The 22210-nt window shown below is 70.7% G+C and carries 20 protein-coding genes; 5 read left to right on the top strand and 15 right to left on the bottom strand.

All coding sequences use genetic code 11. The features are described from left to right. Positions 1-185 precede the first annotated feature (185 nt). Entirely contained in the window at positions 186-1682 is a 1497-nt protein-coding gene (locus tag CUT39_RS00790; RefSeq protein ID WP_157930411.1) for an endo-1,4-beta-xylanase, read from the top strand. Between the two features lie 166 nt (positions 1683-1848). Here the strand turns inward: CUT39_RS00790 and CUT39_RS00785 are convergent, their stop codons facing one another. Next, a complete protein-coding gene (locus CUT39_RS00785) occupies positions 1849-2664 on the bottom strand; it encodes an HAD family hydrolase (RefSeq protein WP_157930410.1) in 816 nt (271 codons plus the stop codon). A 124-nt stretch (positions 2665-2788) separates the two neighbouring features. Here CUT39_RS00785 and CUT39_RS00780 point away from each other — a divergent pair, with 124 nt between their 5' ends. Beyond that, a complete protein-coding gene (locus tag CUT39_RS00780) occupies positions 2789-3406 on the top strand; it encodes a GyrI-like domain-containing protein (protein ID WP_100444065.1) in 618 nt (205 codons plus the stop codon). A 30-nt stretch (positions 3407-3436) separates the two neighbouring features. Here CUT39_RS00780 and CUT39_RS00775 read toward each other — a convergent pair whose 3' ends face one another. Together CUT39_RS00775 and CUT39_RS00770 are read right to left on the bottom strand one after the other, a co-directional pair. Then, on the bottom strand, positions 3437-3973 hold the full coding sequence (locus CUT39_RS00775; RefSeq protein ID WP_100444035.1) for a tetratricopeptide repeat protein: 537 nt from the start codon (positions 3971-3973) through the stop codon (positions 3437-3439). A 116-nt stretch (positions 3974-4089) separates the two neighbouring features. After that, positions 4090-4707 carry a class I SAM-dependent methyltransferase gene (locus CUT39_RS00770; RefSeq protein WP_100444034.1) on the bottom strand — a complete coding sequence of 206 codons (618 nt, stop codon included), beginning with the start codon at positions 4705-4707 and terminating at the stop codon, positions 4090-4092. A gap of 200 nt (positions 4708-4907) precedes the next feature. On the opposite strand from CUT39_RS00770, the gene CUT39_RS00765 reads away from it, so the two are divergent. After that, positions 4908-6329: a cytochrome ubiquinol oxidase subunit I gene (locus CUT39_RS00765; protein ID WP_198586765.1), complete on the top strand. Its 1422-nt coding sequence runs from the start codon at positions 4908-4910 to the stop codon at positions 6327-6329. Then, the gene (locus CUT39_RS00760) at positions 6326-7336 is read left to right on the top strand and encodes a cytochrome d ubiquinol oxidase subunit II (protein WP_100444033.1); all 1011 of its coding nucleotides are present in this window, start codon (positions 6326-6328) and stop codon (positions 7334-7336) included. The genes CUT39_RS00765 and CUT39_RS00760 overlap by 4 nt, the downstream gene beginning before the upstream one ends. A 91-nt stretch (positions 7337-7427) precedes the next feature. Here the strand turns inward: CUT39_RS00760 and CUT39_RS00755 are convergent, their stop codons facing one another. The 12 genes from CUT39_RS00755 to CUT39_RS00700 all read right to left on the bottom strand — a co-directional run bounded on the left by CUT39_RS00755 (position 7428) and on the right by CUT39_RS00700 (position 20793). Next, a complete protein-coding gene (locus CUT39_RS00755; protein ID WP_198586764.1) occupies positions 7428-8882 on the bottom strand; it encodes a peroxidase family protein in 1455 nt (484 codons plus the stop codon). A 786-nt stretch (positions 8883-9668) separates the two neighbouring features. Next, positions 9669-10337: a leucine efflux protein LeuE gene (gene leuE / locus CUT39_RS00750; protein ID WP_100444032.1), complete on the bottom strand. Its 669-nt coding sequence runs from the start codon at positions 10335-10337 to the stop codon at positions 9669-9671. A gap of 180 nt (positions 10338-10517) precedes the next feature. Next, the gene (locus CUT39_RS00745; RefSeq protein ID WP_198586763.1) at positions 10518-12428 is read right to left on the bottom strand and encodes a carbohydrate binding domain-containing protein; all 1911 of its coding nucleotides are present in this window, start codon (positions 12426-12428) and stop codon (positions 10518-10520) included. Positions 12429-12628: 200 nt separating this feature from the next. Continuing rightward, a complete protein-coding gene (locus CUT39_RS00740) occupies positions 12629-13636 on the bottom strand; it encodes an Rv1681 family radical SAM protein (protein ID WP_100444030.1) in 1008 nt (335 codons plus the stop codon). Next, positions 13630-14445, bottom strand: coding sequence for an Rv1680 family SBP-like protein (locus tag CUT39_RS00735; RefSeq protein WP_100444029.1), 816 nt, complete (start codon positions 14443-14445; stop codon positions 13630-13632). The genes CUT39_RS00740 and CUT39_RS00735 overlap by 7 nt, the downstream gene beginning before the upstream one ends. An 8-nt stretch (positions 14446-14453) precedes the next feature. Next, complete coding sequence (fadE16, locus tag CUT39_RS00730) at positions 14454-15587, bottom strand: Rv1679 family acyl-CoA dehydrogenase (protein WP_100444028.1); 1134 nt, start codon at positions 15585-15587, stop codon at positions 14454-14456. Continuing rightward, a complete protein-coding gene (locus CUT39_RS00725) occupies positions 15588-15953 on the bottom strand; it encodes an Rv1678 family membrane protein (protein WP_100444027.1) in 366 nt (121 codons plus the stop codon). It lies immediately after the preceding gene. After that, positions 15950-16483 (bottom strand): TQO small subunit DoxD, encoded by a 534-nt coding sequence (locus tag CUT39_RS00720; protein WP_100444026.1) that lies wholly within the window; start codon positions 16481-16483, stop codon positions 15950-15952. Before CUT39_RS00720 ends, CUT39_RS00725 begins: the two co-directional genes overlap by 4 nt. A 62-nt stretch (positions 16484-16545) precedes the next feature. Beyond that, entirely contained in the window at positions 16546-17577 is a 1032-nt protein-coding gene (locus tag CUT39_RS00715; protein WP_100444025.1) for an NAD-dependent epimerase/dehydratase family protein, read from the bottom strand. Between the two features lie 23 nt (positions 17578-17600). Next, positions 17601-18887 carry a hypothetical protein gene (locus CUT39_RS00710; protein WP_100444024.1) on the bottom strand — a complete coding sequence of 429 codons (1287 nt, stop codon included), beginning with the start codon at positions 18885-18887 and terminating at the stop codon, positions 17601-17603. Beyond that, positions 18884-20104 carry a sensor histidine kinase gene (locus CUT39_RS00705; RefSeq protein WP_100444062.1) on the bottom strand — a complete coding sequence of 407 codons (1221 nt, stop codon included), beginning with the start codon at positions 20102-20104 and terminating at the stop codon, positions 18884-18886. Before CUT39_RS00705 ends, CUT39_RS00710 begins: the two co-directional genes overlap by 4 nt. Beyond that, positions 20104-20793 (bottom strand): response regulator transcription factor, encoded by a 690-nt coding sequence (locus CUT39_RS00700; protein WP_100444023.1) that lies wholly within the window; start codon positions 20791-20793, stop codon positions 20104-20106. Before CUT39_RS00700 ends, CUT39_RS00705 begins: the two co-directional genes overlap by 1 nt. A gap of 112 nt (positions 20794-20905) precedes the next feature. Here CUT39_RS00700 and CUT39_RS20945 point away from each other — a divergent pair, with 112 nt between their 5' ends. Beyond that, positions 20906-22210, top strand: a complete 1305-nt coding sequence (locus tag CUT39_RS20945; protein WP_100444022.1) for a glycosyltransferase family 2 protein — start codon at positions 20906-20908, stop codon at positions 22208-22210.

Genomic DNA, 22210 nt, shown 5'->3' with positions numbered 1-22210 from the left:
ATTCTATTCCTAACTAGACTATCAATATTCCGGAAATTCTTGGCTTTACTAGCTCATCGATTGATGTTAACCTCATGGACACGCTGGTGGGGAGCGCCGAGAACTGCCGAAAGTTTCCGGAAGTTCTGGTAGTCGCTTGCCGGCTACGAGGCATGGGAGATTCGGATCGAGTGAAAGGCGCAATTATGGCCGTAATCCGTTCGGGACCCCGCATCAATCGCAAGCGCACCTTGCTGACCGCCGCACTCGCCGCCGTTGTCGGCGCCGCGTCCTTCTTCCTACCGGGAACCGTCGCCAATGCGGACCCGCTGAACCCGACCCTTCGCGAGCAGGCCGCCGACATCGGCGGCTTCCGCATCGGCGTCGCGACAGCGGCCGACGCGCTGGGAGACCAGACCTACAACGACACCCAGTCGGCGCAGTTCAACGCCCTGACCGGTGAGAACGCCTTCAAATGGTCGGTCCTCGAACCCGAGCGCGGCAACTACGACTGGAGCGGCGCGGACGCGCTCTACGACCACGCCCAGGAGAAGGGCCAGGACGTGCGCATGCACACCTTCGCATGGCACAGCCAGGCGCCCTCGTGGCTCGAGAACGGCGGCTTCAGCTACTCCGAACTCGAGGACATCCTCACCAACCACATCCAGACCGTGCTGCAGCGCTACAACGGCGACTTCGCGACCATCGACGTGGTCAACGAGGTCCTCGAGGAGGACGGCAGCTTCCGCAACTCCTTCTGGTACGACACGATGGGCGAGGACTTCATCGACATCGCCTTCCGGACCGCCGCCCAGTACGCCCCGGACGCGAAGCTGTACATCAACGACTACAACGTGGCCGGCCGGAACGCCAAGAGCGACGCCGTGTACAGCCTGGTGCAGCGACTGGAGAGCCGCGGCGTCCCGATCGACGGCGTGGGCTTCCAGAGCGACTTCGTCCTCGGAGAGGTGCCCTCCAGCCTGGAGTCCAACATGCAGCGGTTCGCCGACCTCGGCCTCGAGGTGGCGATCACCGAGCTCGACGTCCGCATCCCGCTTCCGAGCGACGAGTCCGAACTCGACCAGCAGGCCGCCGACTACGCCTCCGTGGTCACCGCCTGCCGCAACAACAGCGCCTGCAACGAGGTGACCGTCTGGGGCGTCGACGACGGCCACTCCTGGGTGCCCGACACCTTCTCGGGCTACGGCGAGGCGCTGATGTTCACCGACCAGTACGACGCCAAGCCCTCCTTCTACGGGGCGCGCGAGGCGCTCGGAGGCCCCGGCGATCCCGACGACGGCGACGGCGGCGACGACGGCGGCAGCGGCGACACCGTGCTGCTCCAGAGCGTCTCGGCCGAGAAGTGCATCGACGTCCCCGGCGGCGACACCACCGACGGCACGGAGGTCCAGCTCTACTCCTGCTACGAGGGCGAGAACCAGCAGTTCACCGAGACCACCGGGCAGGAGCTGCAAGTCCTCGGCAAGTGCCTGGACGCGCCCTCGGGCGGCAACGGCGACCCGGTGCAGATCTACACCTGCCACGGCGGCGACAACCAGAAGTGGACCTTCAACTCCGACGGCACGATCTCCAACGTCGAGTACAGCAACGTGTGCCTGGACGTCTACAGCTCCGACAACGGCGCGCCCGTTCAGCTCTACGACTGCTGGGGAGGCGATAACCAGCAATGGAATCGCATTTAGCCCCTGACCGGAACCGATGGACCTGTGCCGGGGCCGTTGGTCGACTCCCACTCCTCGGGCGGCCCCGGCACAGCCTCGACGACCTTCATCCCCTCCAGGCCGGCGAGTCCTCCCATTCCTCCCGCGGCAGGACTCGCCGGCCGCCCCCTTCGGCCCGACCGGCCGGTCAAGCCGCGCCGCGGGTCCGGTCGAGCAGTTCCTCCACGATCCGGGCGACACCGTCGTCCTCGTTGGAGGCGGCCAGGCCGGTCGCGGCCGCGATCGCCTCCGGGTGGGCGCCTTCCATGGCGTAGGACCGCCCGGCCCAGGCCAGCATGGGGACGTCATTGGGCATGTCGCCGAAGGCGACCACCCGGTCGGGTCCGAAGCCGCGCTCGGCGCACCAGGTCTCCAGGCCGGAGGCCTTGTTCGCTCCGGGGGCGTTGAAGTCGAGCATCCCGAACTCGCCCCAGTGGCACATGTCGAGCCCGCCCAGCTCGACTCCGTCGAGCGCGGCGGCCATCTCCTCGCCGCTGCGGCCAGGGTCGAAGACCTTGACCTTGACCACCGTGGCGGCCTCGGTGAAGACCGCCTCGAGCGAGTCGACGAACCGCCAGTGGGGCGAACCGGCCAGGTCCCGGTAGGGGCCTTCGCCGATGATGCCGGTGCCGGTCTCGACGGCGAAGACGGCCTCGGGCAGGGCGGCGGCGACCCGCTCGCTCACGCGGCGGGCGACCCGGGGCGGGATCGAGCGCCGGATCCGCATGCGGCCGTCGACCGGCCGGTAGAAGATCGCGCCGTTGGCGCAGATGAACGAATCGACCAGCGGATGCAGTTCCGGCAGCGTGTCGACGCCGTAGGGGGTGCGGGCGGTGACGGCGACGACGGCGAGGCCGCCCTCGGCCGCGGCCGCAAGGGCCTTTCGGGTCCGTTCCGACGGCGTCCGTTCGTCATTGAGCAGGGTGCCGTCCAGATCGGAGGCGATTACGGCGGGGGCGAGCACCGCTCCAGTATCGCCGGGACGGCTCTCCGAAGGCAAGTGTCCGCCTCGACTCCGTTCCTCAGAGGATGTCGGGGCCGGCGGGTACGTTGACCGCCTGCCCCGCCGGGCGAGCGAAGGAGCTGAGATGACCGCATACGACCTCAAACGCGAGTACAAGGCGCTCTATGCGCCGAAGAACACCGACTGGGCGATCGTCGACGCCCCCGAGCAGCGGTTCATCGCCGTCGACGGGCGGGGCGACCCGAACACCGCCGAGGAGTACCTCCGCGCGGTCCAGGCGCTCTACTCGGTGGCTTATACGGTCAAGTTCGCCGCCAAGCGCGAAGGCCGGGATTTCGTGGTAGGGCCGCTGGAGGGCTTGTGGTGGGCCGACGATCCGGAGGCGTTCACCTCGCGCGACAAGGACTCCTGGCAGTGGACCATGATGATCTGCCAGCCGGAGTGGATCGGTGCCTCGGCGATCGCCGAGGCGAAGGCGGCGGCCCGGGCCAAGAAGAAGCGGGTCGGGGACATCGACCGGGTCTACCGCAAGACCCTCCATGAGGGGACCAGCGCGCAGGTGCTGCACGTCGGCTCCTACGACGACGAGGGCCCGATCCTGGCCGAACTCCACGAGAAGTACATGCCGGGCAACGGCCTCGAGTTCGCCGGTCCCCACCACGAGATCTACCTGAGCGACCCGCGCAAGACCGAGGCGGCGCGGCTCCGGACGGTGCTGCGCCAGCCGGTCAAGGCCGCCTGATGACGCTCGTCGACGGCCGGAGTCCCTTCGCTAGACCGCGCGCCGCCCGGTGGCGGCGCGGGCCAGGTTGAGCGCCTCCCGGGTGGAGGCGGTCAGGGCGTTGTCGCCGAGCCTGCGGCGCATCTTGAGGACCTGTTCGAGCACCTCGGCGGCCCGCTTGGGCCTGCGGGCGTCGAGCAGGTGCTTGCCGTAGTGCTGCAGCGCGAAGTGCAGCAGGTCCGGGCAGGCCGTGCGGGCCTGTTCGATGGCCTCGGTGTACTTCGGCTCGGCGCCGGCCAGATCGCCGGCGTACCGGTGGGCGTCGGCCAGGTTGATCAGCGCAGCGACCGATTGCCTGGGTGAATCGGCCCGGGACAGGGCCCGGTCGAGGATCCGCTGGGCTCGCGGGTACTCCCCCACGGCGATCAGTCCGACGCCGACCTGGCGCAGATCGGGTTGGGACAGCCCGGACTCGCGCGCCAACACGAGCTCGAGGAGCCGCCGCAGCTTCTCGGGCTCGGTGGCGTACATGCGCCCGTCGTTGCCGGTGGCGATCAGCTCGGCGATCTGGGACAGCTCTGCCGACATGGCTCTTCCTTTGTCGAGGGAAACAAGGGTCAGGGCGTGGCCCCGGGGCGGCCCCGCCCGGCTGTCCCGGAAGTGTAACCTCAGCCACGTCCGATAGGGGTCGCCGTTCCTTCGGGTCAGCGCCGCCGCAGCACCAGGCCGTGGAAATCGAGCCCGGTGTAGTCGGGCTCGCGCACGCTCATCTCGAGCACTTCGAAGCGCTCGGCGGCGATCCGCTCGATGGTCTCGGCCGTCATCAGCGCGAAGAAGCGCTTCGGTTCGTAGGTGTCGTCGGGGTAGACGCCCTCGGAGTCCTTGCCGCCGTACTTGCCCCAGTAGAACAGGCCGCCGGGGGCGAGCACCCGCTCGATTTCGTCCAGGACGCCGGAGAGGTCGGCCCGGGGGACGTGCAGCAGGCAGTTCATGCCGAACACGGCGTCGAAGGCGCCGTCGTCGAACTCCAGATCGCCGAAGTCCATCACGCGGGCGTCGAGCCCCTTGGCGCGGCAGCGGCCGACCAGTTCGGCCGAGAGGTCGACGCAGGTGACCTCGAGGCCCCGGTCGGCGAAGTAGCGGCCGCTCACGCCGTGCCCGGCGCCGATCTCCAGCAGGCGCGAAGCCCCGGCCGCGCGGATCCGGTCCGCGAAGCCGGAGCGCTCCCGGTGCTTCCAGTCGGCGTCGTCCATCTGCTCGCGCGTTTCGGCACGGGCGTCGTAGGCGCGACGGAGGTCCCCCTTGACCGCTTCGTATTCCATGGCGCCGATGCTGCCATAGATCCGTGCCGTTGGGGCGCAGAGCGGTTGGAACCTGAGCGGGCTCCGCGCGCTGTATTGCCTTGCGAGGTCGTGAACGCGGGTGGCGGGTGGGTGGCCTCTCTCCGAGCCGGGTGGACTGATCCTTGTGAAAGCATTCACAAGCAACGGTTTTTGAACATGTTCAGACGTAGCTTGAAGGCATGTCACCCGCCGATTTCGTCCCGCATCTTTCCGAGGCGGCCTCGGCCGCCGACCCCGCGGGCCTGCTCCCGGCCCGCCAGCAGATGGCGCTGTCCCTGGGCTGGCACATCGTGCTCGCCTGCTTCGGAGTCGCCTTCCCCGCCATGATCTTCGTGATGCACCTGCGGGGCATCCGCCGACGCGACCCGGTCGCCCTCGAACTCGCCAAGCGATGGGCCAAGGTCTCAGCGGTGCTGTTCGCCGTCGGCGTCGTGTCCGGCACGGTGCTCAGCTTCGAGATGGGCCTGCTGTGGCCGGGCCTGATGGGCACCTTCGGCGACGTACTCGGCCTGCCGTTCGCCTTCGAAGGCCTCGCGTTCTTCCTCGAGGCGATCTTCCTCGGCATCTACCTCTACGGATGGGGCCGCATGCCGCAGCGCCTCCACCTGCTCATGGTGCTGCCGATGGCGGTCACCGGCGTCATCGGCACCTACTGCGTCATCGCGGTCAACGCCTGGATGAACGCCCCGACCGGCTTCCGGATCCTCGACGGCGAAGTCGTCGACGTCCGACCGTGGTCGGTGCTGTTCAACGGCCACGCCGCCCTGCAGTTCGCCCACATGTGGGTGGCGGCCTACATGGTCGTCGGCTTCTCCATCGCCGGCGTGTACGCGGTCGGGATGCTGCGCGGCCGCCGCGACACCCACCACCGACTCGGCTTCACGGTGCCGTTCGTCTTCGCCACCGTCGCCGCGGTGGCACAGCCGTTCGCGGGCCACATCCTCGGCGCCGGACTGGACGAGCGGCAACCGGCCAAGCTCGCCGCGTTCGAGCTGGCCGAAACCACCGAGAGCCCTGCACCGCTGCGAATCGGCGGTGTCTACACCGACGGGGAGGTAACCGGCTCGCTCGACATCCCCTACCTCGGCTCGCTGCTCGCCCGGAACTCGCCGAGCGCCCCGGTACCCGGACTCGACACGATCCCGGCCGAAGACCATCCGCCGGTCAACCTCACCCACTGGGCGTTCCAGACCATGATCGGCATCGGCATACTCCTGATGCTCGCGGTGCTGCTGTACTGGTTCGCCCGCTGGAGGGGCAGAGACCTCCTCGAGCGGCGCTGGTTCCTGCGGTTCGCCGCGATCGGCGGACCGCTGGCGGTCGTGGCCCTGGAGGCCGGTTGGATCGCCACCGAGGTAGGCCGCCAACCGTGGGTCGTCCACGGCGTCATGCGGACGGTCGACGCGGCCGGGAACCACGCCGCCGGACTGTGGTGGATGCTCGCCGCCTCCACGATCGGCTACGGGGCCATGACGGTCGGAGCCGTGGTCGTGCTGCGGTCGATGGCCCGGCGCTGGCGCACGGGCGAGTCCGACCTGCCGAGTCCGTACGGGCCCCGGTCGGCCCTGGCCGCCGACGGAAACGGGGAGGCGGAGCGATGAGCCTGGAAGTAGTGGTCGCGTGCGCCCTATTCGCCGGCGTCGTCGCCTACGCCGTGCTCGGCGGCGCCGACTTCGGGTCGGGGTTCTGGGACCTCACCGCCGGGGGCAGCCGACGCGGCGCGGGCATGCGCACCCTGATCGACCGCAGCATCGGACCGGTCTGGGAGGCCAACCACGTCTGGCTGATCTATGTGCTGGTCATGTGGTGGACCGCGTTCCCCGAGACCTTCGCGGCGGCCATGACGACGCTGTACATGCCGCTCGTAGCGGCCCTGACCGGGATCGTGCTTCGCGGCGCTGGCTTCGCGTTCCGCAAGTACGCCGAGACGCTGGGACAGGCTCGCCTGTTCGGCGCCGTCTTCGCGGCCTCGTCGGTGGTGGCCCCGTTCTTCCTCGGCACCGTTGCGGGCGCTCTCGCCTCGGGCCGGGTGCCGGCCGACGGCCACGGCGACCCGTGGTCGTCGTGGCTGGCCCCCACTCCCCTGCTGATCGGGGCCGTCGCGGTCGGCACCGGTGCATTCCTGGCAGGCACCTTCCTGAACGCCGAGGCCGCACGCAGCGGCAGTACCGCGCTGGCCGAACGACTGCGGACGCGGACGCTCGCGGTCGGTGCCGCCACCGGCGCGGCGGTGTTCGCCTCGCTCGTGCCGGTGGCGCGGGACGCTCCGGCGCTCGGAGCCGGTCTCACCGTCCGGGCGTGGCCGCTCATGGCGGCCTCGGCTCTCGGCGGCGTCGCCACGCTGGCGCTGCTGCTGCGCCGCCGGTACGGCATCGCCCGGTTCACGGCCGTGGTCGCGGTGGCCGCCGTGGTCGCCGGCTGGGGCCTGGGTCAGTACCCCTGGCTTCTGGTGGGCGAGACCACGATCGGCGAGGCCGCCGGCGCGAGGACGACCCTGCAGGGGCTGCTGGTGGCGGTAGGCGTCGCCGCAGTGGTGGTCGGTCCGGCGCTGGGCTATCTGTTCTACCTGACCCAGTCGTCGCAGTGGGCCGGCGACCATGAACACTGAGCTGCCGCGGTTGACCACGCAGGTTGCCAGGTAGTGCCCGGGGAGTCCGGTGCCCGTCCCGCAGGACGTGCGGGACGCGCAATCCGGAACGCTACAACAGACCCCGGCTTTCGGGATCGACTCCGGCGAACCGGAGCAGGTCCTGGATCAGGAAGTCGCCCGGCGTCTGGCTCGGCAGGGTCGGCTCCCAGTCGGGCTCGGCCGCCAGATAGGAACTGGGGTCCAGCTCCAACAGGCCGAAGAACACCTCGCCGACGATCCGTCCGCCGGCGGGTCCGAGCGTAAGGCCGTCGGCGTCCCTTTCGGCCTCGGCGAGGACGTAGAACCACAGCGGCGTCTGATTCTCCAGACCCAGGCCGTACGGCCCCATCTCGTCCTGGAGATGGATCCACCGCTCGCCCATCCACTGTGCGATCTGCTGTCCGGACGGGACGCTCCAGGTCAAGTGCCGCAGCAGGTTCCGCTGCGGCAGTGCGACCGGTTCGTCGAAGGTCGGGATCGCCAGCAGCGGCAACTGGAACAGCGGCGTGGAGATCGTAGTGTCGATCCGCTTGTTCTGCCTGACCGCTCCGTCACCGAAGTCGAAGAACGTCTCCCAGCCCACGAACCGCCGCGGCGCCCGCGCGTTCCCGCGCAGGTCGTCGGGGTCGTCCTGGCCCTCGGCGGCCGGATCGAAGATGAACCCGAAGAACGGCTCGCCACCGTCCCCGGTCTGGTTCAGCCGGTACGACGGCCTGACCATGCTGTGGCCGAAGCGGTAGGCGACCTGGAACTCGACCGGGATCGGTGTCGGCCCCGGATCGGGTGTATAGAACCGGCGGCCGTTCTGCGCGATGTCGTCCACCATCGCCTGACCGATGAACAGCGGCAGGAAGGTGTGGACGATCAGCCACTGGTAGTGCCATGTGACCAGGCGCCTCGCCTCGGCGAACACGTCACCGCCGAAGCCCTGGCTCTCCAGCATCCGGACCACATTGTTGTGGAACATGATGAACGCCGCGTGCAGGCCCGAGATGATCGCATGCTCGTCGTTGCGGAAGTCGGCGATGATCGGGCTGCCGTCGGCCTCTCGCGGAATGTCCTCGAACAGGCCACCGGACTCGATCCGCAGCCGCCGCCCGTCGGACTCGTAGAACTCCGGGTCGACGTCGGGTCCACCGCCGTAGATCGAGTCCAGGTCGAACGCCGGGGTCCGGGAGTTCGGCGAGTCCTCCGGCGGCGTCGGGACGCCGAGCGGCGAGGTCAGGTCGAAGGTCATGTCGTGGTCGAGGAACTGCCCGAAAAAGTGGACGCCCGCGGTGTGGTTCGGGTTGTCCGGGTTGTTCACGCGGAGGTCGGGGTTGGTGATCAGCTCCACCGGCCCGGCCTCGAGGTCGTCGTTCGCGTCCATGACGCCGCCGGGTTCGCCGATGGCCATCATGGCGGCTCGAGCCTGGTCAGTCGCCTGGAGGTAAGGGCCGAGGTTCGGGTACATCCGGGCGAACCGGTCCGCCGGGGTCTGGAGGACGCCCGGGCCCGACGGGGACGGGGCCTGCGCCTGCGCCACCCCGGTGGCACCGAGCCCGACGGCGCCGGCGGCCCCGGCTCCGAGTCCGGTCAGGAAACGCCGTCGGGAGAATTGCGCGCGAGCACGCTCGCGCCGTCGGTTTGAAGAGTGCATTGCCTGATGTGCAGCCATGACTGCCCACCTCTCCTGTCTTGAGGGGGAATGGGAATGGGGCGCATGGGCACTGGAGCGACGCCTTGGTCGGAGCGCTCCGCGGGCGGGTTCGACAACACCGACTCATATGCGTGTATTTCAATACTTTAACGCTTCAGGCGCCATTGATCAATGGTGTGAATCCAGAATTTGTCCATCCTCATGCGACACTGTAATGACATTTTTGCACACAGGTATCCATGGAGAAATGAGTACACATGAGCATCGTTTACCCAGCTAGAACCATCCGGCCGACCGGTTAGATCAGCGATGGACAATTAATCGCGCGACGACGATAATGGATAGCTTAGCGTGTTTTTCCAATTTTTTCCACCGGCCCCCGTGCTGTCTGCTAGCGATTCAGGGCATTCAGGCGACCGGTCGTCCGGAGTCGCGGATCACCGGTTCGACGGACTCATCTCTTGCGCCGCCGCTGCCCGACCATATGTTCGGTCTCGGTGACCGCCCTGACTTCCGGGGACACGGACCGCCTTCACCTCATGAGAACTTCAGCGCGTGCCCGCCTCGATTCCAGTACGGTTCTCGCGCAACTGCACCGGCGTGAACATCGCTGGCACGGGGGTGTTGGGTCCCTTCGCATCGGGTCCCCGGTAGTACCGCGGCCGGGCCGCCTCAGCCGCTGGTGGCGAGCTTGGCCGCGAATCCGATCATGACGGCGCCGACCAGGCCGCTGCCGGCGGCCGCAAGGCGGCGGCGCTCCCGGAACAGCGTCGCGAGGCGGTCGCCGGTGACGATGAGCGTCGACAGGTAGAGCACCGAGCAGGTCTGGAGGATCACGTACAGGACCCCGTAGCTGAGGACCGGCCAGGCGTAGTTGGGGTCGACGAAGTGGACGAAGAAGGCCACGAAGAACAGGATCGCCTTGGGGTTGAGCAGGCTCGCGATCAGCGCCCGCACATACGGGCGCTCGGCGGGCACCGCGGTCTCCACGGCAGCCCCGGCGCCGCCGGCCGGTCCGGGCATCACGCCGCTCCGTGCGGCGCGCCAGGTCCTCCAGCCGGAGACGATCAGTCCGCAGGCGAGATAGGCCAGGTAGAGCACCCCGGCCCAGCGGACGGTGTTGTACAGGAGCGGCGAGGCGGCGAAGACCGAGGCCAGCCCCGCGGCCGAGGCGACCATGAGCACCGAGTCGCCGCAGAAGACGCCGGCGGCCGCGGCGAACCCGGCGCGCCGCCCGCGCCGCGAGGCGACCGAGAGGACGTAGAGCGAATTCGGGCCGGGCAGCAGGATGATCGCGACGGTGGCGCCGAGATAGGTCCAGAGGTCGACGGTCCCGAACATTCCGGTCCTTTCCCGGTGGCGGCCCAGCGGTGATTGCCGAGCCAGCCTACGGCTGCGGAGCCGCGCCCGCCAAATCGTCTCGCGCCGATCGGGAGCGGACCGGGCCGGGAGCGGCCGATGCTCCGCTCCCGGCCCGGAGACGGTCGCCGGGCTCCGCGCAGCGGTGCCCGGCGGCGGCCCTTATCTGCCGTGGATGCCGCCGCAGCGCGGCGAGGCGGCGATCTCCAGGGTCACCAGCGACCGGGCCGGCAGTTCGACCGTGGTTCCGGACCGGTTGAACCTCGAGTCGTCCACCTCCTCCAGCGAGTGGTCCTCGTCGGTCACGTACGTCGCGATGCAGGTGCCGGGCTTGACGCCCTCGAGATCGAGATCGACTTCGGCCCGGGAGTCGCGGTTGTTGATGAGGTTGACGACCCGGCTGCCGTCGGCGTTGCGGTAGGCCGAGATCTTCAGCAGCGTCCCGTCCGTTCCGGCATCGACCCGATGGGCCTCGGGCCGGACGAAGCGGCTGTAGGCCGCGGTCGCCCACAGGCGCTTGGAGACGTTGTAGTCGGCCCCGTCGAGCTGGATCGGCGCGGCGGTGTTGTTGAGCGAGGCGCCGAACCAACTGATGTAGGCGTTGACCTCCCCCATCGCCACGGTGTCGTGGATGTGGTTGGCCAGCGCCAGTCCGGAATTGCCGCCTCCGGCGTCCCAGGCGGGGTTGAACTCCTCGCTCGCCGACAGCGCGTACTCCGACATCCAGGTGGTCGCCTCGGTCGGCAGCGGGTGGTTCGAGGCCGAGGCGTAGCTGTGGCCGGCGTGGATGTCGACCCATTGGGCGGCTTCGGGGTCGGCCTCGATGGCCTCGGTGTAGCCGGTCTGCTCGTCCCAGCCGAAGGAGTCGCAGCACACCAGGTCCGCGTCGATCCCGGATTCGGCGATGGTCGGGCCCATGACCTGCACGAAGTCGTTGATCTGCTCGTAGTCGAACCGCATGGACGCGTACGAGGTGGTGTAGTCGGGTTCGTTGGTGAACCCGATGTCGGTGATCTCGATGCCTTCCTGCTCGTAGAACTCGGCGTATCGGATCAGGTAGTCGGCGTAGGCCTGCCGCCAGTCGGCGTCGCAGTCGGTGCCCGGCAGGCCGCACAGTTCGCCGCCGCCCGCGTCGTCGCCGTTGGTCTTCATGTAGCCGGGGGCGCTCCAGGCGTCGGCGTAGAAGCGGTCGACGCCGTACTCCTGGGCTTGCTGCGCCAGCCAGACTTGGCCGCCGTCGTAGCCGTCCCAGACGTATTGTGGTTCGGCGTCGGGTCCGCCCGGGTCTTCGGGTTGGATCGATTTCATCAGGTCGTACGGGTCCTCGCTGGAGGAGCCGATGCCGAGCCGGAGGATGCTGAATCCGGCGCCGGTCTCGGGGTCGAGCAGGAGGTCGAGGACCTCTTGCCGGTGTTCGGGGGTGAGTCCGTTGAGGCCGTTCATGACCGCGGCTCGCTGGAAGGCCTGGGAGAATCCGAAGCCGTCGATGCGCTGGCGGTCGTCGCCGAAGTCCACCGTGGCGGCGGCTTCGGGCGGGAGGTCGATGTCCGGCGGGGGTTGGATCATGGTGACCGCGACGTCGTCGATGTGGTAAGCGGCGGTCTCGCTGCCGCTTTCGACGTAGAACTGCATCTCGAAGGCGGGTTCGGGCGGGGTGTACTCGCCGCTGACGGTGACCCATTCGGTGTCGGTGACCGAAGCGGCCGAGGCGACCTGGTTCCAGGTGGTCTCGCCGGTGCTTTCGGGGGTCGACTGCATGGTGAGCGCGATCGGGGCCTCGGCTTCGCCGTCGGCGAGGCGGACGCTGACTTCGAACCGGTACTGGGCTCGCGGTTCGAGGATGTCCTCGAGGTTGTACGCCGGGCCGTGCCAGCCGGCGGTGCGGCCGGTGGTGAGCAGGCTGTAGTCGCCGGAGTGGGCTCGGGTGGTGGTGGCTTCGAGTTCGGCGCTGCCGCGGCTGATCCAGTCTTCGGTGGTCCCGGTTTCGAAGTCGCTGGTGAACACTTCGCCGGTGGTCTGGGCCTGGCTCGGTGCCGCGGAGGTGACGGTGGCCGCCAGGCCTACCGCACCCATTGCAGCAACCGCTTTCACACTCGGTCGCATCTCGCCTCCGGATCTTTTTCGAAAGTTTCGGAAGACTTTCCGATATTTCAATGAACCTATCGGGGATGCCGCGGCCGCGCAAGGGGGCGGAGCCGGGACGTTCGACTCGACGATTCGATGTGAGTGCGGGCCCGGACCGGCCGCCGAGTGCCGCCGGGCCGGGCCCGCACTCAGGCGCAGGTGAAGCGCTGGGCCGCGGCGTCGGTCTCGCGGCGGTAGTCGGCGAAGCGGCGCTGCACCTCCTCGATGGCGTCGCCGAGCGGGAACAGGTCCCGGGTCACCAACTGGTCCTCGTGGTCGGCGGCCACCGGATGCCAGAACACCCCGTCGGCGGTCACGGTGACCTCCGGGATCAGCGATTCGACCGTGAGCGCCACGCCGTCCTCGGCGAACCCGCGCTGCGCGATCGGCCGGATGACCTGGTCGTCGCGGTCGATGCGGACCTCGTCGAGCAGGCGGTGGAACGCCGCCGATTCGGCCGCGCCGCTCTCGTCGGCGGCGACCGTGGCGGCCACCCGCACCCGGAACCCCTCGGCGACGGCGGTGCGGATGCCGTCGAGGGCGCGCTGCCAGGTTCCGCGGCCCCGGTGGCGGTCGTGCAGGTCGGGCGTGGCCGAGTCGAGGCTGATCTGGAGGGCCAGCCCCTCCCGGGGCATGGAGCGGAGCAGCTCCAGGCGCCTGCCGCGGAACAGCATTCCGTTGGTCAGCAGCGTGGTCGGGGCCCGCTTGACGCAGGCGGACACGATCTGGTCCAGGTCCGGCAGCAGGAACGGCTCGCCGCCGGTCAGGAAGACCTCGCTCACGCCGCTCGAGACGCCCTCCTCGACCAGCCGCTCGATCAACTCCGGCCCGATGGCGCGGCGTTCGGTCTGCGGCGATGACTTCGCGCAGCAGTAGTCGCAGGCCAGGTTGCAGTCGAAGTTGGTGTAGATCCACAGTCTCGCCCCCGGCCTGCGATCGGCCGGGACCGAGGACAGGATCGCCTCGTCGTCGGGGACCGGTCCGCGCAGGATGCGCGCCGTGCCGCCCTCGACCGAGAGCAGGCGGTGGCCGGACCGCTCGCACCAGCGCTCGATGACGGCCGGGTCGGCGCCGGCGACCGGGACCTCCACGATCGAGCCGACGACCGCACCGCCCACGCGCTCGACCAGGTCGAGTAGGATTCCGCCGCTCACCATCGGGCCGGAATCCTCTGGTCTTCGACCGCCTTGAACAGGGAGGCGTAGCCGTCCAGGTCCGGGCGCACCCATTTGCGCTCCAGACCCTCGAGTTCCATCAGCGGCCGCAGTTCCGGATCGTCCCAGGACATCGCCAGCAGGTGCTCGACCCACGGCTCGTAGACGTCGGGGTCCAGCGTCTCCAGGGCGGTGAAGTTGCAGTGGCAGTATTCCGGCGAGGTCCAGAACGCCTCCAGCGCGTCGCTCATCAGCTCGTCGGCGGCGAGCGCCTTCCACGTGTTGGCGCCGAGCGCGACCGCATCGGCGTCCTCGTCGAGCAGGACCCGGATGGCGTCCAGCTCGCTGCGGCCGGTGTCGCCGTGCTTGCCCAGGTCGGAGTCGAGCCTGACCAGCTCGACCTCGTCGTCGCCCAGGCCGGCCTCGCGCAGGTACTGCACCGGCAGGATCGCGGCCTGGGCCGAGTCGCGGGAGCCGAGCGCGACCCGCCGTCCGCGCAGGTCGGACAGGTCGGCGAAGCCGCTGCCGGCGCGGGCGGCGAACACGGTCTGGAACGCCAGGTCGTTGTCGCGCATGGCCAGCGCCCGGCACTTGCCGTCGGTCTGGAGAACGGTCCGCACCCAGGCCAGGTTGGTGTTCCAGGCGATGTCGACCACGCCGTCGAGGAGGGCGTCGACCTGGCGTCCGTAGTTGGAGAACAGGACGAAGTCGGTTTCGACCGGGCCGTCGGCGAAGTAGTCCCGGAAGCCCTCCCAGATGGGGACCACGTTGGGCGTGTAGGCGACGGCGCCGATCAGCAAGGGTTTGGACATGTGCTACCTCAGCTTTCGAACAGGGGCAGGCCGCAGGCGGCCTTGCCGTAGAGGTCGTAGAGGACGTCGGCGGTGGGGGCCATGACGTGCCCGGCGCGGGCGTCGCGGAAGCGGCGCTCGATGCCGAGGTGCTTGGCGAAGGCGGCCCCGCCGCATACCCGCATGGCGGTGTCGGTGACCCGCAGCGCGGTGTCGTTGGCGAGTGCCTTGACCGCGAGCACGCGCAGCGTGGTGGTGTCGTCGGGCGCTGCGAGGCTCGCCGCGGCGGCGTTCAGGTATTCGCGGGCGGCCCACAGGTCGATCGACGCCCTGGCGATCTGGGCGCGGATGGTGGGCAGCTCGGCGAGGGAGTCGCCCAGGTGCTCGAGTTTGGAGCCCGAGGCGTGGGTGACGGCGGCGTCCAGCGCGTCCTGGGACAGTCCGATGGAGACGGCCGCGTTGCCGAGGTTGAACCAGGGCAGGACCGTCTCGAGCATGGTGCCGAATCCGGTGGCGGCGGCGCCGATGCGCTGGTCGGGGTCGGTCCCGACGGTGAAGTGCATCGGCGCGGAGGCGTTGCCGCGCAGGCCCATGCCCGACCAGGGGCCGGAGACCTCGATGGTGCCGGCGTCGGCGGGTACGGCGTAGAGGTCGACGCCGGGCTCGTCGGCGTGGCCGGGCGGGGTCTGGGTGGAGACGACGTAGAGGTCGGCGTGGCCAGCGGAGGTGACGAAGCTCTTGGCGGCGTCGAGCCCGACCGCCTCGCCGTCGGCCGACGCCTTGGAGGTCGGCGCCCAGAAGTGGGAGCGGGAGCCGGTCTCGGAGAACGCCAGGGTGCCGAGGGCTTCGCCGGCGGCCAGCGCTTCCAGGAGCTTCGGCTGCCCCGGGGGCGGGGCGGAGGCGGCGGTCATGGCGGCGGCCACGTGCATCAGGTAGATCATCCCGGTCGAGCCGCAGGCGGCGGAGATCCGTTCGGCGGCGTGGGCGAACTCGGACGGTCCGCCGCCGAGGCCGCCTACGCCGGGCGGAAGGGTCAGGCCGAGCAGGCCGCTCTCGCGCAGGGCGGCGACCGCCTCGGTCGGGAAGCGGCCGGTGGCGTCGACGTCGGCGGCGTGTTCGCGGGCGGCCTCGAGGACCGGTTCCAGTGCGGTTGCGGTGTCCATTCATTCCCTTTCGTCGGAGGTCTGGTTCCTGGGCGCGGCGCCGGCGAGGACGAGACCGGCGGCGAGGCCGATCCAGAACGACATGGTGCTGAGGTTCCCTCCCATCCAGTCGCCGCCGACGGCGGCGGCGATGAGTTGGAGGGCCGCGGCGGCGGCGAAACCGATTCCGATGAGGACGGTCAGGGGCCGCCAGGAGGCGGCCCCGGCGACCACGGCGAGGCCACCGAGTCCGAGTGCTACGGCGATCGAGGCGCCTCCGACGGTCATGAAGCGGAACTCGCCGAGGTCGAGGGCGAACACGACGGCGGCGATCGAGGCGAGGCCGAGGGTGATCGCCGCGCGGTCGAATCGGTGCGCGCCGCTCATGAGGCCGCCCTCATCAGCCGGTGCGCGAGACTTCGGCGTTTCCAGAGCGGGCGCAACAGGCCGTCCATGCCGCCGAACCGCCCCGCGGCGGTGGTGAAGAGCAGCAGGTGGACGAGCATCATCAGCAGGTAGGCCCAGTACCACTCGTGCGGTGCGCCCAGCGCCGACAACGCGATGGCGAGGCTCTGCACGATCCCCAGCAGCGCGAACAGGCGGGTGAACAGGCCGATGAGGAGGAACGCGCCGAGCGAGGCCTCGAGGGCGAGCACCAGCCAGCCGAAGACGGCGAAGTTCGGGACCACGACCGTTTCGAGGAACCGCGCCCAGGGGGCGAACACCTCGTACTCGATGCCGTTGAGGGTCCAGCGGTAGAGCGTGCGGGGCGGATCGCCCCGGCCGAAGTCCGGGGGGACCTTCCAGGAGGCGTTGTCGATCCACATGAGCGCTACGCCGACGCGTGCGAGTGCGATCAGGCGCGCGTTCGGCCCGTTCGGGGCCGCGGCGGCCGGCGAAAGCTGCTCTGCCTTCATGGTGTCGAGTACACCATGAACGGGCCGGGGTTGAACCTTACAAAACCCGAAACACCGCGGAGCTATCGCAGCGGATCGCGGGCGAAGGCGGCCATGCCTTCGGCGAAGCCGGTCTCGGCGCGGAAGCCCAGGGCCTTCTCGGCCAGCTCCGGGGAGGCCACGACGTGGCGGACGTCGCCGAGCCGGTACTCGCCGGTGACGACCGGGCGCGGCGCGTCCGGATACCCGTCGGCGAGGGCCGCGGCCATCTCGCCGACGGTGTGCGGCTCGCCGCTGGCGACGTTGCAGGCGCCCTCCCAGTCCGAGTCGAGGGCGAGCACTCCGGCGCGGGCGACGTCGCGGACGTGGACGAAGTCGCGGGTCTGGCGGCCGTCCTCGAACACGCGCGGGGACCGGCCCGACTCGCAGGCGCTGCGGAAGATGCTGGCCACGCCCGCGTACGGCGTGTCGCGGGGCATCCGGGGCCCGTAGACGTTGTGGTAGCGCAGGGCGCAGACTCTCGCGCCCGATTCGCGCCCGTACAGGAACGACAGGTGCTCGGTGTGGACCTTGGTGGCCGCGTAGACGTTCCGCGGGTCCAGCGGCGCGCCCTCGCCGACCGGGGCCCAGGTGAGCGCGGCGCCGCACCGGCCGCACCGCGGGTCGAACCGCCCGGCGTCCAGGTCGGTCTCGGTACGCGGCTCGGCGCGGACGTCGCCGTGGTCGGCGCAGCGGTAGCGGCCCTCGCCGTATACGACCATCGAGGAGGCCACCACCAGGCGGCCGGCGAACGAGCGGTGCCACAGCGCCCGCAGCAGGTTCGCGGTCCCGGCGTCGTTGTCGCGGACGTAGCCGCCGACGTCGTCGAAGTCGACGCCGAGCCCCACGCGGGCGGCCTGGTGGCACACGGCGTCGACGCCGTCGACCGCCTCGCGCAGCGCCGCCTCGTCGGACAGGTCGGCCACGCGCAGGTCGACCCCGGGCGGGAGGTAGTCCGGCGCCCGGTCCTGCACGGCGAGGGAGTCGAGCACGACCACCTCGTCGCCGCGTGCGGCCAAACTTTCCACCACGTGACTGCCGATGAATCCGGCTCCGCCGGTGACCAGGACTCGCATGTGTACTCCGGTTCCCTTCTCTCTCACCACGGCACTCGCAGGGCGGCCGCCAGTGCCACCGCCGCGGCCATCTGCAGGACCAACCAGGGCCGGGGCCGGTTCAGGGCGCACCCGGCCAGCAGCACCAGGGGCATGAACGGCTGCCAGATCCGCTCGGTCTCCCCCGAGGACATGCCCGACACCGCGGCGATCGCGACGGCCGCGAGCGTGGACCCGACCACGACCCACATGGACCGGTCGCGCAGCCGCGCCAGCGCCGCGGCGATGGCCGGGCCGAGCGCGAACGCGAACACGGCCGGGTTCGCCAGCAGGAAGTACCAGTAGCCGCGGACCGACGCCACCCCTTCGTAGTAGCGCACCCGGGTGGTGGCCAGACCCTCGAACCACCAGTAGCCCCACAGCAGCGGGGCCAGCACCACCGCCGCCGCCAGGGCACCGCCGCCGAGCAGGACGCCCCACCGGCGGCGGATGAGAGCGACCGCCAGCAGCGGGACCGCCAGCAGGACCGACGAGAACGACAGCATCATCGCCGTCCCCGCCAGCAGGCCGCCGGCGGCGGTCAGCCCGGCCGCGGCCGCGCCGGTGCGGCCCGTCGCCAGGATCAGGCAGGCGACCGCGGCGAGGGTGACGCCGCCGAATATGACGTCGGCGTTGGTGTGCCAGAACGCCGCGGGCGCGATCACCAGGAAGGGGGCGGCGCGGCGGGCAAGGCGCTCGCCGGCGACGTCCCGGCCGATCGCCAGCGCGGCGACCGCGGCGGCGGCGACCGCGACCATCGCGACGGTGTTCTCGAACACCTCGCCGACGAGGCCGATTCTTCCGGCGGCCCAGAAGAACAGGACCAGGCCGGGCGGATGCGACTGCATGTGGACCGGGAAGCCGCCGGCGAGCTGGCGGTCGGTGTAGCCGTCCAGGAACGGCGCGAAGCCGCCGGCGTCGTCGACGTAGTGGGCCGGGTCGCCGTAGCCGTGGTTGATGCTGCCCCAGGTTCCGGGGTGGAGGTTGGCGTAGGTGAGAGCAAGGCTGAAGGCGACGGCCGCGAGTGCGGTAGCGGCCGCGACCCAGCGCCATCGCCGGTCCCGGGCGAGGTGGGGCAGGGCGGCGATGATGAGCGAGCCGACCGCGATCGGCACCAGCAGCCGGGGCCCGGGGCTCCAGTCCCAGTGGCCGTACAGCGGCAGCGCGTGGAGTTTGAGGCTCTGCTCGGTGATCGCCTCCTTGTACCGGCCCAGGAGCCAGGCGGCGCCGATGAGGGCCGTCCAGGCCGCCAGGGCGGCGGCGGTGACCGCCGCCGTGCGTCGGTCGGTCACCGCCGGCCTCCCGGGAGGCGGACGGTGAAGCGGCAGCCGCCTTCGACGTTGGCGACGGTGACGTCGCCGTCGTGGGCTTCGATGAGGCCGCGGGTGATGGCCAGGCCGAGCCCGCCGCCGCGGTCGTCGCGCTGGCGGGCTTCGTCGCCGCGGAAGGCGATGTCGAACACGCGCGGCAGGTCGGCCGCGGGGATGCCCCCGCACTGGTCGCCGACGCCGACGACGGCGGTGCCGTCCTCGGCGGCGGCTCGGACGTGGACGGTGCCGCCGGGCGGGGTGTGGCGGATGGCGTTGTCGATGAGGTTGTCCACCGCGCGGCAGAATTCCCGGGCCGATACCTCGACCGGTGGGGCGGCGGCGACGTCTTCGACCAGGCCGACACCTTTGACTTCGGCGGTGGCGCCGGCGCCGGCGAGGGAGTCGGCGAGCGCGTCGCCCAGGTCGATCTTCTCGCTGCCGAGTCGCAGGGTGCCGGAGTTGATGCGGGAGAGCTCGAACAGGTCGTCGACCAGGGCGGTGAGCCGTTCGGCGTCGGTGCGGATCTGGGAGTGGTAGCGCTTGACGGTGGCGTCGTCGTCGACCACGTCGTCGTCGAGGGCCTCGGTCATGGCGCGGATGGTGGCCAGGGGGGCGCGCAGGTCGTGGGAGACCCAGGCGATCAGTTCGCGGCGGGAGGCTTCGAGGGCGCGTTCGCGGCGCTGGGACTCCTCGAGGCGGCGGGAGGCGTCGGCCAGTTCGGCGCCGAGGGCGGACAGTTCGCCGGGTCCGGTGACGTCGGGGGCGGCCTCGGCGCTGACGTGTCCGTCGTCGCCGACGATGGTGCGGGCGTAGTCGCCGACCTGCCGGGCGCCGGCGCCGATGTCGTCGCCGAGCTGCCAGGCCGCGCCGAGGGCGACGCCGGTGGCGACGGTGAGGACGATGAACAGGACGACCAGGTCGTGGAGCGAGATGAACATGGCCAGCGCGGCGGTGACGACGCCGGTGGCGGCGACCAGGACCGAGGACAGGGCGGCGGTGAGGGTCTGGACTCGGGCGGGGCGGGTGCGCAGGAGCCGCAGGACGACGCCGCCGATGAGGCTGGCGACGACGGAGGCGACGGCGGCGATGCCGATGAGGGCGGCGACGTCGCCGGCCGGGAAGTCGAAGGCGATCGCGATCGCTCCGGCGCCGATGATGGCGATGACCAGGAACAGGGCCGAGCCCAGGTAGCGTCGCATCACGGCTCCCATCGGTATCCGACGCCGCGCACGGTCCTGAGGTGGCCGGGCGCGGAGGCGTCGTCCTCTATCTTCTCGCGGAGGCGGCGGACGTGGACGGTGACGGTGGAGGTGTCGCCGATGCTCCAGCCCCAGACCTTCTCGAGCAGCTCCTCGCGGCGGAAGGCCCGTCCGGGGTGGGTCATGAAGCACACCAGCAGGTCGAATTCCTTGGTGGTGAGGGTGAGCGGGCGGCCGTCGCGGCTGGCTTCGTGGGCGAGGGTGTCGACTTCGAGGCCGCCGGCGGCGAGCCGTTCGGACGGTTCGGCGGCTCCGGCGACGCGGCGGAGGACGGCGCGGACGCGGGCGGCGAGCTCGCGCGGGGAGAACGGTTTGGTGACGTAGTCGTCGGCGCCGAGGTCGAGGCCGGCGATCCGGTCGTTCTCCTCCCCGAGGGCGGTCAGCATGACCACCGGGATCGAGGTCGCCTCCCGCAGGCGGCGGCAGACCTCGAAGCCGTCCATGCCGGGCATCATCAGGTCGAGGACGACCAGGTCGGGTTTGTCCGACAGGGCGCGGCGCAGTCCTTCGGCCCCGTCGGAGGCGTAGTCGACTTCGAAGCCGTCCCGGCGCAGGTAGCGGGCCACGACGTCGGCCAGGGCGGGATCGTCGTCGACGACCAGCACTTGCGGGTCGGCGTCGGAACTCATGGGGCAACGATGACCGATCGCGCGCCGTTCCGTCTTCCCATGGGCCCAGACTTTCGCATACCGTAAGGTTTCCCGCCCCCGGTGGGAGCCTCTGGACCGTAGCATCGGACGCATGCACAGCAGCCACCTGCTCGTCATGGCCAAGGCGCCGGTACCGGGCCGGTCGAAGACCAGGCTCGCTCCGCCGCTGACACCCGAGGAGGCCGCCGAGGTGGCCGAGGCGTCGCTGGCCGACACGCTGGAGGCGGTCGCCGGATGCGGGGCCGAGCGGTTGATCCTGGCGCTCGACGGCGAGCCGGGGCCGTGGCTGCCGGAGGGGTTCGAGGTGGTCGCGCAGGTCGGCGACGGATTCAACGAGCGGCTGGCCGCGGCGTGGGCGCACGCGGGCGGGCCGGGCGTGCAGATCGGCATGGACACCCCGCAGGTGACTCCGGAGCTGCTCGACGCCTGCCTGGAGACGGTGGCCGGCGGCGGCCACGACGCGGCGCTGGGGCTGGCCGAGGACGGCGGCTGGTGGGCGATCGGGATGGCCGAGCCGCACCCGGAGGCGTTCACCGACGTGCCGATGAGCCACTACGACACCGGGCTGCAGCAGTTGAAGCAGTTGCACGCGTTGGGGATGCGGGTGGCGGATTTGCCGGTGCTGCGCGATCTGGACGACATCGGCGACGCGCGGGCGATCGCGGCGCTGGCGCCGTCGACGCGGACGGCCGGTCGCGTGCGGTCGCTGGTGGAGCCGGCTGACGGTCCGGTGGACGTGGTGCTGCCGGTGCTGAACGAGCGCGAGGCGATCCCGTGGGTGCTCGAGCGGATGCCGGACCGGTTCCGGCCGGTCGTGGTCGACAACGGCTCGGAGGACGGCTCGGCCGAGGTGGCCGCCTCGCTCGGCGCCGAGGTCGTCGCCGAACCGCGGCGCGGTTTCGGGGCGGCCTGCTTCGCCGGGCTGGAGGCCGCCACCGCGCCGGTGGTGGCGTTCATGGACTGCGACGCGTCACTGGACCCGGCCGACCTGCCGCTGGTGTGCGGGCCGGTGCTGCGCGGCGAGACCGACCTGTCGCTCGGCTCGCGCCGCGCCGAGGCGGGGGCGCTGCCGCTGCACAGCCGGGTCGCCAACCGCTACCTGGCCGGGAGGGTGCGGCGCCTGTGCGGGGCGCGGGTGACCGACATCGGTCCGATGCGGGCGGCGCGCCGCGAGAAGCTGCTGGCGCTGGGCATCGCCGACCGGCGTTCGGGCTGGCCGCTGGAGATGGTGCTGCGGGCGGGCCAGGACGGGTGGCGGATCGCCGAACGGCCCGTGCCGTACCGGGCGCGGGTCGGCAGGAGCAAGGTCACCGGCACCGTCGGCGGGACGCTGCGGGCCGTGCGCGACATGCGCGGCCAGTTGTCGCGTGCCAGGCGGGCCGCCCAGAACCGATGA

The organism is Glycomyces xiaoerkulensis (assembly GCF_002798405.1).
Lineage (GTDB): Bacteria > Actinomycetota > Actinomycetes > Mycobacteriales > Micromonosporaceae > Glycomyces > Glycomyces xiaoerkulensis.
The sequence above is the reverse complement of the archived record's forward strand: the minus strand, read 5'-3'. Positions and strand labels throughout refer to the sequence as shown.

Excerpts from the sequence above, each read along its gene's own strand:
- CUT39_RS00725 (WP_100444027.1), bottom strand. The coding sequence starts at position 15,953 with ATGAGCGGCGCGCACCGATTCGACCGCGCGGCGATCACCCTCGGCCTC.
- CUT39_RS00780 (WP_100444065.1), top strand. The coding sequence starts at position 2,789 with ATGACCGCATACGACCTCAAACGCGAGTACAAGGCGCTCTATGCGCCG.
- CUT39_RS20945 (WP_100444022.1), top strand. The coding sequence starts at position 20,906 with ATGCACAGCAGCCACCTGCTCGTCATGGCCAAGGCGCCGGTACCGGGC.
- CUT39_RS00745 (WP_198586763.1), bottom strand. The coding sequence starts at position 12,428 with ATGGGTGCGGTAGGCCTGGCGGCCACCGTCACCTCCGCGGCACCGAGC.
- CUT39_RS00775 (WP_100444035.1), bottom strand. The coding sequence starts at position 3,973 with ATGTCGGCAGAGCTGTCCCAGATCGCCGAGCTGATCGCCACCGGCAAC.
- fadE16 (WP_100444028.1), bottom strand. The coding sequence starts at position 15,587 with ATGGACACCGCAACCGCACTGGAACCGGTCCTCGAGGCCGCCCGCGAA.
- CUT39_RS00735 (WP_100444029.1), bottom strand. The coding sequence starts at position 14,445 with ATGTCCAAACCCTTGCTGATCGGCGCCGTCGCCTACACGCCCAACGTG.
- CUT39_RS00700 (WP_100444023.1), bottom strand. The coding sequence starts at position 20,793 with ATGAGTTCCGACGCCGACCCGCAAGTGCTGGTCGTCGACGACGATCCC.
- CUT39_RS00760 (WP_100444033.1), top strand. The coding sequence starts at position 6,326 with ATGAGCCTGGAAGTAGTGGTCGCGTGCGCCCTATTCGCCGGCGTCGTC.
- CUT39_RS00765 (WP_198586765.1), top strand. The coding sequence starts at position 4,908 with ATGTCACCCGCCGATTTCGTCCCGCATCTTTCCGAGGCGGCCTCGGCC.
- CUT39_RS00705 (WP_100444062.1), bottom strand. The coding sequence starts at position 20,104 with ATGCGACGCTACCTGGGCTCGGCCCTGTTCCTGGTCATCGCCATCATC.
- CUT39_RS00740 (WP_100444030.1), bottom strand. The coding sequence starts at position 13,636 with ATGGTGAGCGGCGGAATCCTACTCGACCTGGTCGAGCGCGTGGGCGGT.
- CUT39_RS00770 (WP_100444034.1), bottom strand. The coding sequence starts at position 4,707 with ATGGAATACGAAGCGGTCAAGGGGGACCTCCGTCGCGCCTACGACGCC.
- CUT39_RS00720 (WP_100444026.1), bottom strand. The coding sequence starts at position 16,483 with ATGAAGGCAGAGCAGCTTTCGCCGGCCGCCGCGGCCCCGAACGGGCCG.
- leuE (WP_100444032.1), bottom strand. The coding sequence starts at position 10,337 with ATGTTCGGGACCGTCGACCTCTGGACCTATCTCGGCGCCACCGTCGCG.
- CUT39_RS00715 (WP_100444025.1), bottom strand. The coding sequence starts at position 17,577 with ATGCGAGTCCTGGTCACCGGCGGAGCCGGATTCATCGGCAGTCACGTG.
- CUT39_RS00790 (WP_157930411.1), top strand. The coding sequence starts at position 186 with ATGGCCGTAATCCGTTCGGGACCCCGCATCAATCGCAAGCGCACCTTG.